The organism is Streptomyces sp. ME19-01-6 (assembly GCF_033793745.1).
Taxonomy (GTDB): Bacteria; Actinomycetota; Actinomycetes; order Streptomycetales; family Streptomycetaceae; genus Streptomyces.
The window spans coordinates 453,660-465,807 of the sequence record NZ_JARAXF010000002.1; the positions used below are offsets into that span (position 1 = coordinate 453,660).

The 12,148-nt window shown below is 66.3% G+C and carries 10 protein-coding genes; 4 read left to right on the forward strand and 6 right to left on the reverse strand.

Annotation, left to right across the window (positions count from 1 at the left end):
- Positions 1-66 precede the first annotated feature (66 nt).
- The 4 genes from PV419_RS05765 to PV419_RS05780 are packed head-to-tail and all read left to right on the forward strand — an operon-like array spanning position 67 to position 5,098.
- Positions 67-2,199 carry a hydantoinase/oxoprolinase family protein gene (locus PV419_RS05765; RefSeq protein WP_319686565.1) on the forward strand — a complete coding sequence of 711 codons (2,133 nt, stop codon included), beginning with the start codon at positions 67-69 and terminating at the stop codon, positions 2,197-2,199.
- Entirely contained in the window at positions 2,196-2,783 is a 588-nt protein-coding gene (locus PV419_RS05770) for a hypothetical protein (RefSeq protein WP_319686566.1), read from the forward strand. Before PV419_RS05765 ends, PV419_RS05770 begins: the two co-directional genes overlap by 4 nt.
- Positions 2,771-4,057 carry a TRAP transporter large permease subunit gene (locus PV419_RS05775; RefSeq protein ID WP_319686567.1) on the forward strand — a complete coding sequence of 429 codons (1,287 nt, stop codon included), beginning with the start codon at positions 2,771-2,773 and terminating at the stop codon, positions 4,055-4,057. Before PV419_RS05770 ends, PV419_RS05775 begins: the two co-directional genes overlap by 13 nt.
- 36 nt (positions 4,058-4,093) lie before the next feature.
- Positions 4,094-5,098: a hypothetical protein gene (locus tag PV419_RS05780; RefSeq protein WP_319686568.1), complete on the forward strand. Its 1,005-nt coding sequence runs from the start codon at positions 4,094-4,096 to the stop codon at positions 5,096-5,098.
- Positions 5,099-5,315: 217 nt separating this feature from the next.
- Here PV419_RS05780 and PV419_RS05785 read toward each other — a convergent pair whose 3' ends face one another.
- From PV419_RS05785 to PV419_RS05810, 6 genes are all read right to left on the reverse strand, one after another.
- Positions 5,316-6,887, reverse strand: coding sequence for an amino acid adenylation domain-containing protein (locus PV419_RS05785; protein WP_319686569.1), 1,572 nt, complete (start codon positions 6,885-6,887; stop codon positions 5,316-5,318).
- Positions 6,888-6,977: 90 nt separating this feature from the next.
- On the reverse strand, positions 6,978-8,111 hold the full coding sequence (locus tag PV419_RS05790; RefSeq protein WP_319686570.1) for an acyl-CoA dehydrogenase family protein: 1,134 nt from the start codon (positions 8,109-8,111) through the stop codon (positions 6,978-6,980).
- Between the two features lie 44 nt (positions 8,112-8,155).
- Complete coding sequence (locus tag PV419_RS05795) at positions 8,156-8,419, reverse strand: phosphopantetheine-binding protein (RefSeq protein ID WP_319686571.1); 264 nt, start codon at positions 8,417-8,419, stop codon at positions 8,156-8,158.
- Positions 8,416-9,669, reverse strand: coding sequence for a type III PLP-dependent enzyme (locus PV419_RS05800; RefSeq protein ID WP_319686572.1), 1,254 nt, complete (start codon positions 9,667-9,669; stop codon positions 8,416-8,418). The genes PV419_RS05795 and PV419_RS05800 overlap by 4 nt, the downstream gene beginning before the upstream one ends.
- A complete protein-coding gene (locus PV419_RS05805; protein ID WP_319686741.1) occupies positions 9,666-11,177 on the reverse strand; it encodes a class I adenylate-forming enzyme family protein in 1,512 nt (503 codons plus the stop codon). Before PV419_RS05805 ends, PV419_RS05800 begins: the two co-directional genes overlap by 4 nt.
- 160 nt (positions 11,178-11,337) lie before the next feature.
- Entirely contained in the window at positions 11,338-11,988 is a 651-nt protein-coding gene (locus tag PV419_RS05810) for a class I SAM-dependent methyltransferase (protein WP_319686573.1), read from the reverse strand.
- Positions 11,989-12,148 lie beyond the last annotated feature (160 nt).

The window sequence follows — 12,148 nt, forward strand, 5'->3', positions numbered from 1 at the left end:
CCCCGTTCAGCAACACCGGCCGCCTTCAGGGCCATACGTACGTCAACGCACAAGGAGGTGCCTGACATGCCCCCTGACCGTCGCGTCCGCGTGGGTATCGACGTGGGCGGCACGTTCACGGATGCCGTGGCCGTCGATGCCGCAACACTCGAACTGGTGGGCCAGGTGAAAGTGCCCACCAGCCACCACCATGAGGACGGTGTCGCGCACGGCATCGTCCAGGCGCTCGACCATCTCCTCGAACAGGTCGGGCGCACTCCGGCCGAGGTCACCTTCCTGGCACACGGCACGACCCAGGCCACGAACGCGCTCCTGGAAGGCGATGTGGCGAAGGTCGGGCTCATCGGGATAGGCACGGGGGCGGGTGCCGTGCTCACCCGGCGCCTCGCCGCGTTCGGGAAGCTCGAACTCGCCCCGGGCAAGCGGCTTCCGCTGGTGTACGAGCATGTGGCGGACCCGTCCGACAGCGATGCGGTGCGGGCCGCCGTGACCCGCGTACAGGAGCAGGGTGCTCAGGTCCTCGTCGCCACCGAGCCGTTCGGGGTGGACCGGCCCGAAGGGGAACAGGCCGTGCTCGACGCGGCGCGGCCCACGGGGCTGCCGGTCGCGGCGGCACACGAGATCACGTCACTGTACGGGCTGCACAAGCGGACCCGTACCGCCGTGGTGAACGCGGCGATCCTGCCGCGCATGCTGGCCACGGCCGATCTCGTCGACTCCTCCATCACGAAGGCCGGGGTCGCGGCACCGCTGATGGTGATGCGGTGCGACGGCGGTGTCATGTCGCTGGAGGAGATGCGGCGCCGCCCGCTGCTGACGGTCCTGTCAGGGCCGGCGGCGGGTGTGGCGGGCTCGCTGATGCAGGAGCGGATCAGCGAGGGAGTGTTCCTGGAGACGGGTGGCACGTCGACGGACATCAGCGTGGTGCGACGTGGCAAGGTGGCGGTGCGGCACGCGACGATCCTCGGCAAGGCGTCGTACCTGAGCGCCCTGGATGTGCGCACCGTCGGCGTCGGTGGCGGGTCGATGGTGCGTGTCTTTGGCGGGAAGGTCACGGGCGTCGGTCCACGCAGCGCGCATATCGCCGGGCTTCCCTATGCCTGTTTCGCCTCGCTCGACGAGTTGCGGGACGCGAAGGTCACCACGGTGCGGCCGATGGACGGCGACCCCGACGACTATATGGTCCTGGACGCGGCGGGCGGCCGGTTCGCCGTGACGATGACGTGCGCGGCGAACGCGCTCGGCCGGGTCCCCGAGGGCGACTTCGCGCGCTGCGACCCGGAGGTGGCGCGGGCGGCGCTCGCCCAGCCGGCCGCCATGCTCGGCATGGACGTGGCGGGCGCGGCGCGGGCCGTGCTGGACACGGGGACCGCATCGGTGAGGACGGTCGTGGACGCGATGATCCGCGACTACCGGCTCGACCGGGAGACCGCCGTCCTGGTGGGCGGGGGCGGCGGAGCGGCGGCCGTGACCCCGCACCTGGCCCGGGCAGCCGGTCTGGAAGGACGCATCGCCCGCCACAATGAGGTCATCAGCCCGATCGGCGTGGCGCTCGCGCTGGTCCGCGAGCAAGTCGAGCGGATCATCCCCGGCGCCACCCAGGAGCAGATCCTCGCCGTGCGTGCCGAGGCCGAGCGCGCGGTCGTCGCGCAGGGCGCCGCGGCCGACGGCGTCGAGGTCGAGGTGACGGTCGACCCGCAGACCAGCACCGTACGGGCCGTCGCCACCGGCGCGACCGAACTGCGCACACAGGACCGGGCGCACCGCGCCGATGACGCCGAGCGGCTGCGCACGGCCGCCGTCAGCCTCAAGGCGCAGGAGACGCAAGTGGAGATCCTGGCCGGCACGGACGCGTACACGGTGTACGGCACGGAGGTGCGGCGCCGGCTGCGGGCATCGCGGCGGCCGGTGCGGGTCGTGGATGCGGACGGGGTGGTGCGGCTCGGGGTGTCCGACGCGCGAGTGCACACGACGACCGTGGGCGCGGCCGGCGAGGCGCTCGCCTCGCTGGTGCGGGACGCCACCTCGTACGGCGACGGCGGGGTGCGGGCGCCCGCTGTGCGCCTGCTGGTGGGCGGCCGGATCGCGGATCTGTCCGGTGTGCTCGAACCCGGGGCCCTGCTCGCGCTGGCCCGCAGCGAGTTGCGTGCGCGCGCGGCCGACGAGCCGGTGGTCGTGGTCGTGGAGTCCCGCGCATGAGCGGCGACCACGACCACGACCTGGACCTGGCCGTGCGGCTTCTCGCGGGGACGCCCACGCACGAGGGTCGCGACCCCCTGGTTCTGCGCCGATGGGCCGAGGCGGCCGAGGAGTTCGGACGCCGCATGGCCCCCGAACCGGCGCCGGTCGAAGTGGTCGAGCGGGACGGCGGGCTCGCCGCCGGGCTGCTGGCCCGGTACCGGTCGCGGCCGCCGGTGGTCGAGGTGTACGTCGACACGGTCGACCGCGCCGAACGGCTCATCGTCGAGCGCGGCTGGCGACACTGGTTCCCCGCGGGGTCGGTGCTGGCCGCGGCCCTCGCCCACGAGCAGGCGCATGCCTGGCTCCATCACGCGCACGTCCGGGCCGAGTTCAAGCGGGCGCTCGGTCACACCGCGCTGCGGCTCGGGCGCCGCCGGCTGTACGCGCACGTCGCGGGCGCCGACGAACTCGCCGCACACGCCTACGCCCGCGCCGCCTGCGGCCTGGGCCGCAGCCCCCTGCTGCTCACCGAGGCGCTGGCCGCCGCATGTTCCGAAGACCAGAGGTGTCCGAAAGCGAGAAGTGATCGATGGGTGTCGTGATTCTGCTCCTCATGGCGGCGGGCGTCGCCGCCATGCTCACCCGCAAGCTGCCCACCGCGTTCGCATTGGTGCTGCTCGCCGTGGCGATCGCGTTCGCCGCGGGCGCGCCGCTGACCGGAAAGAACAGCGTGTTCGACACGGTGCTCCAGGAGGGCGCGACCGCGCTGGCGGCCACGATGATCGCGATCCTGATCGGTTCGTGGCTCGGCAAGCTCCTGGAAGAGACCGGCATCGCGGGCACCCTGGTCCGCAAGATCGTCGAATTCGGCGGCGACCGGCCGACGTTCGTGGCGCTCGGTGTCCTCGCGGTGTCGGCCCTCGTGGGCACGGTGACGGGGTCCGCGCCCGCGGCGATGCTCGCCGGGCTCATCGGGATCCCGGCCATGATCGCGGTGGGCATCCCGAAGGTGACGGCCGCCGGCACGATCCTGATGGGCATCGCGGTGGGTATCCCGTTCGAGCTGCCGATCTGGCAGTTCTTCTCCACGGCGCTGGAACTGCCCGTGGACACCGTGCGCGGCTTCATGGTGAAGCTGTTCCCGTTCGCGCTGGTGGCGGCGGTCGCGTACGTCCTGGTGGAGTCGCGGCGGCGGGGCGTGGAGCACACGTGGTCGCTCACCTCGGTGCGCGGAGAGTCGAAGCCACGCAGCCGCCGACAGCAGCTCGGGGACGCGCCGTGGTACGCGCTCCTCACGCCGGTGGTGCCACTCGTCCTGGCCCTCGGCTTCGAACTGGCCATCATCCCCTCACTGCTGGCGGGGGTGTTGTACGCGCTGGTGACGACCACGCGGCCGCGCGAGATGAACCGCCGCCTGCTGCGCACTCTGTACCGCGGCTTCGAGGTGGCGGCGGCTCCGCTCACGCTGTTCGTGGCGATCGGCATCCTGCTCGCCGCGGTGAAGCTGCCCGGCGCCGTCGACGCACTGGAACCGCTGGTCAAGGCGGTCAGCCCGCAGAACACGGTGCTGTTCGTAATGGTCTTCACGCTCCTGGTGCCGCTGTGCCTGTACCGCGGCCCGCTGAACGTGTTCGGCCTCGGCGCCGGCATCGCGGGCGTCCTCATCGCCACCGGTATCTACCCGGCCACCGCCGTCCTCGGTATGGCCACCTCGTACAACCAGGTCTTCGGCGTCGCCGACCCGACCAGCACCCAGACGGTGTGGAGCGCCCAGTACGCGGGCGTCTCACCGCAACAGGTGATGGTGCGGACGCTGCCGTACGTGTGGGCCGTGGCGCTCGGGGGCCTGTGCGTCACCGCCGCGACCCAACTGTGACGTCCTTCCGAGAGCAACCAACTTCAGGAGCCGATCATGCAAGAGCCGCAGTCCGGCCCGGACCGTCGTATGTTCCTGCGCGCGACCGCCGCCACCGGTGCCGCGCTCACCCTGGGCAGCCTGTCGACACAGTCCGCGTCGGCCGCGCCCGGAGGCTTCCCGAACTACACCTACGTACGGACCCTGCTGAAGCCGTCGCAGCTGAAGTACAACCCGACAGGCGAGATCATCTTCCCGACCGTGCGCGGCGTCTACGACAAGTTGACGTCGCCGCTCGGCCGTTACTACCTCTACTACGCGCCCCACGACGCGCCCGGCGGCATCTGCCTCGCCTACGGGGACTCGCTGGAGGGCCCGTTCACGGAGTACCCGGCGAATCCGATCGTGTCGAACAAGTGGGACCCGCACTACTCGGTCACTCACGTCTCCTCGCCGCATGTGCTGTGGAAGGAGGACGTCAAGGAGTTCTGGCTGTACTTCCATGGCGAGAACACCACGACACGGCTCGCCCGTTCCCGGGACGGCGTCCACTTCACGTACGACAAGGTCGTCCTGTCCACGTCGATGATGCCGTCGGGCACCAAGGAGACGTCGTACGCCAGGGTCTTCCGGCACGACCTGCCGTCGCGCGGAGCCCGGTACGTGATGCTGTTCATGCTCAACAACACCACCAACCACCGTGACATCTGTTGGGGTTGGTCCGCCGACGGTCGGAACTGGACCTTCGACCAGACCCCGCTGGTGCGCCACTCGGACGTCGGCGCGGTGAACGTCGGCGGACCCCACCTGCTCACGCGCAACGGTTCCGCGTACGTGGTCTACAACAAGGACAAGGAGAGCGGCGGCGACATCATGATCACCGAGGTGGGCGCGGACTTCTCGCTCCGCCGCCATCTGGGCGTCTTCTACAACTCTCACTCGGGGGCACCCGAGAACGGCAGGGCGGCGGCGCCGGCGTTCGGCACCGACGGCGGAGTGCCCTACATGGTCTTCGAGGCGGGGGAACGGCTCAAGGGCTCGATCGCGGTGGCACGGGGATAGCCCGGACCCACCTCATGACTGTGCGCTGTCCCGCCAGGTCCGCCGGACAGCGCACAGCATCGACGTGCCCCAACACATCTGTCCCGTCGGGAGATCACGTACTCGTGAAGGGGAGCACCCGTCACGGTGCGCCGACCTGGTCGGTGGTCGCCCGGTCCGAGCGCGCCTCAACAGTTGCGACAAGGTGACGCCCCGCATTCTCTGAAGCTCTTTCTTGCTACGCCAGGGCCATGGCCACAAGCGCCCGACGGTCGACCTTTCCCCGATCGGTCACGGGTAGTTGGCTGAGCAATATGTACTGGCTAGGGATCAGGTACGGCGGTAGTTCTTCACGGAGCCGTTTGTCGATCTGAGGGGCGTCCAATGCGTTACCACCGCAGAAGGCAACCAGACGGCGGTCGGCCGCCGCCCCCACTGCAAGCACCACAGCCTCCTCGACACCTGGCACGACGCGAAGGCGCTGTTCGATCTCACCTGGTTCGATGCGGTAGCCCCGGACCTTGATCTGGTGGTCTGTTCTGCCCAGATAGAGGAAGCCTGCCCCGCCGCTTCGGCGTACGAGATCGCCGGTGCGATACCAGCAGCGGCCGTCCCTGCGGAGGAAACGTCCCACGTCATCCTCTGCTTGTAGGTAGCCCGAGAACATCTGCGGACCAGTGACGCACAGCTCCCCCTCGTGGGGATCCAGTTCGCCGGTCTCGTCGAGGAGCACGGCATCATGGCCAGGAAATAATTCTCCGATGGGCACGACGCCATGCGCTGCGGCAACGGGATTCGACGGTGCCCAACGGTAAGCGGTGCAGGCAATGGTGAGCTCTGTGGGGCCGTAAAGGTTTTCCAGGGTCGCGTTCGCTGCGGCCATCTGCCAGGCGGCTGCATCCTGGTGAAGCAGCGCTTCACCACAGAACAGGCTCCACCTCAGCGAAGGCAAGGATCCCTCCGGCAGTCCGCCGGAGCGCCGGAGCGCAGAGACCGTTCCAGGTACGGAGAACCAGACGGTGATCCCCTCGCGTTCTACGAATTGCGGCAAACGAGCCAGCGCCGCCGGATGGGTGTGTACCACGGTGCCGCCGCTGGCCCATGCAGCGAACAGGTCAAAGAAGGCCAGGTCGAAAGTCAGGCCGAAGGTCTGGCTGAAGACGTCTTTCTCCGTGAACTCATAGCGTGACATGACGCCGGCAATGAAGTGACAGGCATTCGCATGCCTGATAGGTACGCCTTTGGGACGCCCAGTCGAGCCCGACGTGAAAAGTACGTATGCGACATCGCCGGCGTTCTGACGTGCAGGGAGATCAGTGGCGTCGACCTTGGCGAGGAGCGTCACGTCCGAATCGCTCCACACAGAATCGCTTACCTCAGGTGCGAAGACCGTCGGGAGAGCGTCGATGTCGTTCTCGGACAGCTCCTTCACCTTTGCGGCGCACACCGTGTCCGTCAGCAGAGCGTCCATCGGGTGGTCTCGCAACAGCTCGGAGAGTCGGGCCACCGGGAGGTCGGGCGCGATTGGATATACCGCCGCACCAGCGCACATGCACGCCAGAATCCCCACATATCCGGTGAACGTCCTGTCAGCAAGGACGGCGATGCGTCGAGGCTCACCCGCAGAATGAGCTGACCGCAGGACACTGGCCCAGCGATCAGCCGTAGAAATCAACTCCCGGTAAGACACACGATGAGCACCGATCCGCAAGGCCTCGCGATCCGGAGCGCGGTGCGCACTCTGCCGTACCAAGTCCTCCAGGCGAGGCTCAACGACCGCATCAGACAGTCCAGACTGCTCCTTGGTCACGCTCTCCCCATTCCGCACTCGGCGGGCGCTGGTCGCCGCCTCAAATCGCCCACCGACCCGTTCGACCCTGCACGCAGATCACCCACTTGATCAGGCAAGACTTACCGAACGGTCCCACAGTGTCAGCGCTCCGTTTGCCGTCCACAACCGGTCGTTGGAATAGTTGAGACTCGCCGACCGCAGATCCCTCAGGCACCGTTCAAGTGGAATCGGACTACTCGCCGAATATCCCGTGGACATCCCGGCCAACTCGACCATCCGGTCCACTGCACGAAATGAGAGGTCCGAGGCGGCAAGTTTCAACGAGTTCAAGTGGATCTGCAGTACCTCGCCACGCAGGTCACGTTTTCCGTCACGAACGTCGGCCACCTCTTCGGTCACCCGTTGGAGATACCCGTGGACGAGTTCAAGGTCAAGGCGAATTCTGGCAAGGCGCTCCCTCACCAGATCTGAGGTGAGTTCGGGGCCGCTGTCACGGCGAGGGCGACGGAGATGGCGGACAAGTTCGGCGAAGGCATGTCGGGCCGCACCCAGCCAACACGCGGACAGACCCAGATGAGCAAGCGGGATTGCGCTGTCGGCCGCTACTCGGCGGAAGCCGCCCGGCCCGCCGATCAGATTGCTTTCTGGTACGGTTCCCGTCAATCTGAGCGAGACATTCTCCATGCCTCGCATGCCCAGGGTGTTCCATTCTCCGGTCGACTCGATATGCGCCTGTTTGCGCCCTACGTACACCAGGGACACTTCGTGGACAGGGGCGTCCTCGGACGCCCGCAGCGTCACCAGAAAGCCGTCGGCATGAGCTCCGCCCGAGACGACGGGTGCCCGGCGGTCCACATGGAGACCGGCCGGGCCGAGGGCCACGGGTGACTGGGCCGTGACAAACTCCCACCCCTTTACCGCCTCAGTGGTGACCGATGCAAGATAAGTGTCCCCGCGTGCTATCGAGGGAAGTACGTCTTCCTGGAGTTCGCGCCTGCCGAAGCGCACAATAGCGTCCGTCTGCTGGCAGTGCATCGCCCATATGGTCGCCGTGTTCAGGCAGGCCCCGGCCAGTTGCTGGGCCGTCCGCACCAGCCCGCGCAAGTCCCCTCCCAGACCGCCGTATTCGGTCGGCACCAGGAAGCCGAGCAGCCCCGACGCGCGTACTGCTTCCATACTCTGGACCGGGAAGGCAGCATGCTCATCGGCTTGAGCCGCATGCTTTCGCAGTGTCTCCGTCACGTACGACGGGATGTCGTCAGCGCGGGCGGGCTCGCAAGCGGGCGTCATGCCTGCGGCTCCGCCGCGCGCAGTCCGGAGACCGCCTGCCACAAGGCCCCGGCAGTGGCAAAGGTAGCCGGCTGGAGCAATTCGTCGGGGACCTCTATGGCAAAGGTCTTTTCCAATTCCAGTAGCAGCTCTACGCTGGCCATGGAGTCCAGCCCGACCGCAGCCAGGTTTTGCTCTGGCTGCAAGGGCGCGTCATCTGACAACCCCCGCAGCAGGGAACGCAGGATTGCTTCAAAAGACTCATTCCAAGGGGCCGTCATCTCTCCACACCCTTCAGTTGTGTCGCAGTTACTTCCAGTCGACGGACATGCACCTCATCAGCACCGTCCACCACCACCTCCGTCGTCGGAGGACGACTCAAAAAAGCCAGCAGGCTGGCGGTCAGGCCGTAAGCACCCGTGTTGGGAATCCGCAGCACGTCTCCCGCCTTCAGCGGTCCGAGCAAGGCCGACCGATTGAGTACGTCGAGGGGGGTACAAAGGGGGCCTACAAGCGTGGTGGGGTCCTCGGCTGCGTCGGAGCCCTTGCCCTCTTCCACGTCCTCCCCGGAGGCGGAGTAGGGAAGTGCTGCGGGTGCCATGATTCTTCCGAGTCCGGACATGCCGCCAAGAACATGCGTCCCCGCATCGAGGACCGCGTATGTGCGGCCACCGCTACTCTTGACGTCCAGCACTGTCGTCAGCAAAGTGCCGCAGGCACCCACCAGATGACGCCCTGACTCGAAGGCAATAACTGGACTGCCGGTTCGCCAACCGGGAAACCACCTGTCGAGAGTCGCCTCCAGATTCCCTCGTAGGTCGGAGTAGTTCGGCAAGTCTCCCGGTCGAGCGAAGGGCGCGCCGAAACCGCCTCCGAGATCGATCAACGAAGGTACGAATCCGGTCTTCGACCGAACGACGGCCGCCGTCTCCACACTGAGCTCGAACTCACGGGCCAGCACCGTAGGGTCCGCGACGTTCGTGGCAGGGAAGAAGTGCAGCCCTAAGGGACGCAGCCGATTCGTGCGCCGAAACAGTTCCGGGAGGGCGCACGCCTGGTCGAGGTCGATGCCGAACTGTGACGGGACGCCTGTCATCCGCAGACCGGCGCCCTCTGCGGCTACGCCAGGAGTATTGATTCGTACCAAGTAATCTACGTCCTCGGCCTCGTCCGTCGCCGCATTGGCGAGCGTGCTTCGCTCGGCCATGGACTCCACCGAGAACCGGCGGACCCCGGCCCGGATCGCCATACGCATATCGCTGAGTGTCTTGCCAGGACCCGTGTAGAGGATGTCGGCCGCGGATTGCCCATTCGCCGTGGCCGCTCGCAGCTCGCCCGACGAACTGACCTCCGCCCGCACTCCTAGAGTCGCGAGTTGATCAGCGATCTGTGGGTGCGGGTTCGCCTTGAGTGAATAATAGAGCTGACAAGGCTCGGGGAGGCTCTGCCGAAGCGTCTCCGCCGCCTCCCGCACTTTCTCCAGTTGATACACATACAGCGGGGTACCGTAACGGTCCGCATACTCGATCACGCTGTAGTTCCCGTCGTTCCTGCTGCCTCCGTGGTGTCGGCAGCATCAGCCGCCGACCGGGCCCTCAGCGGGTTCCGCTCCATCTGTCGTAGCCGCTGTTTGTCCACCTTCCCGTGCACCGTCAGCGGCAGTTGGTCCAGCACCCGGCAATGGTCCGGAACTTTGGCAGGCTCCAGTCGCTCGTACAGGCCTTGCAGAACATCGGCACCACTGTCCCGGGAGACGACCCAGATGCGCAGCACGCCGTCCGCTCCAGGAGGCGCAGCAGCGGCTTGCGTAACCCCCGGAACGTCGAGGGCCGCCGCCTCGATCTCGGTCGTACTGGTCCGCATGCCCCGCCGCTTGAAGATCTCGTCGTTGCGGCCGAGAAACGCCAACCGTCCGGCGGAGTCCACCACCCCGAAATCCCCCGTGAACAAGGCCCGTTCACCCGTGAGCGGATGCGCGCGATAGCGTGCTGCGGTGGCCTGCGGAGCACGCCAGTAACCGTCCATGAGGTGTGGACCGCGTACCACGATCTGGCCAGGCTGTCCCGGTGGCTGCACGACCCCGGCATCTGACACGATGTCGATACGAGTGCCGGGCAATGCACGGCCGACAGTCCCGCGGGCATGCGGACCCTCGTCAGGGTCGGCGATGGTGATGCGTTTGCACTCCGTCATTCCGTACATGAAAACGACTGCTGCCCCGGGGAACACGGACCTCAGTTCGTCAGCCGAACCTTCGGTCAGCTCAGCACCGGTGTTGGTTATCAACCGCACGGGAGGTCTGTCGCCTCGGCGGCCGGCGAGCTTGAGCAGCAGCATCGCGAGTGTTGGGACCACCGGAAGGACAGTCGCCCCATAGGCCGCGGCGAACTTCAGTACAGCGGGTTCCGGCTGGCGGCCGGTTACCGCCAAGGCAGCGCCTGCCCGAGCACAGAGGAATACCTGATACAGACCGTAATCGAAGGAGAACGGAAGGCGGCAGTAAACGACATCGTCTCGGCGGTACGCCAGCCGACTGGCGATGGCCGCTACGGCGAAGGCGACCTGCTCATGCCGACAGACAACAGCCTTGGGCCGGGACGTGGACCCAGACGTATACATGAGTAGGGCCACGTCAGCGGCTTGCACCCGATCCGCGTCGGCGGGGGGCAGCGGGGCCGGTAACTCCGCGAGAAGCCGCTCGACGTCAATCTGGCGGCTGTCCGTAGTGAGAGTCTCCGGCATCTCACGGATGATCAGGGCCGGTTCGCAGTCCGCTACCAGCTCTTTGAGCTGGTAGGGCTTCGCCTCAGGACTCACCGGAACGAACACTGCTCCATACCGGATGACCCCGTACAACACACCGACCGTGGGGCACGAATTGGGCAGGCACACCATCACACGGTCTCCTCGCCGAACGCCCTGGAGCTGCAGCCAGGCACAGACTGACCGGCTGAACCGGTCGAGATCGCCGTAAGTCCATACAATGGCCTCGTCACGAACCGCTACAGAGTCCGGCTGTTCCCCAGTCGCACGAGCCATCAACTCGTGTACCAACAGGGCTGAGGAGGCAGCGAAGTCGTACTCTCCTGATGCGGGGGCAGTCACGCGTGGGCCTCTTTCCCTCTCAGGTAATTTGGCGAAGCAATGGCGAAGATCGAGGTCGGAGACCCTGAGATCGGAGTCGTCGGCCGCGCATCTCCTACTTGACGCGTCCCTGAGCCCAGACGCGATCGGCCGGTCCTTCAATGCGGCCGGCCAGGAAGCCGTCCCGGTAGATCTCCTCCTGTTTGATACTTCCGGCCTCCAGCGCCTCGGTCCACGCGCGGGTAGGGCCGACGCCCCAAGGGACCCACGGAGTGAGATCGTCAACGACGATCAGGCTCCCCGAGCGACACAGCACTCCGCAGTGGTCGATGTCGGATTTAGCTACATCATAGTCGTGGCCGCCGTCGACGAAGGCAAAGTCGAACAGTGAATGTCCATGTTCCGCGATGTACTTGGGCAAGGCAGTACGAGAATCTTCCATGATCAATTGATGGCGTCCGGGGAAGCGTTGATCAATGAACTCCTTGCCGGCCAGTGCGGCCCTGTTCTCCGGCACGTCAAATGACACCACGTGGACCCCGTCGGAGGCAGAGAGGAAAGCATGACTGGAGAAGCCGATATTGAACCCGACCTCGATGACGTTGCGGACGTCAAAGGTTTCGACAAGATGCATGAGGTGCGCCATTTCAGGAACACTTGCAGACAGCTCAGAAATCGACGTGCCGCTGTCCATCACATAGTCCCACAACTCCTTCGTGAAATCACGAATCGCATCGAACCAGCGGACCAAATGAACTTCTTCCATGTCTGCTCCAAATCGTCAAAAACATGGATGATCAGGCTCGGGACCAATAGATCATCGAGGCCTCAAAGGTAAAGTGGACGAATCGACCAATAAAACACTCCGTGCCGCCTTCGGCAGTCAATATGCACCGCAAGCGAATTTCCGAGCACCGTAGAACGCG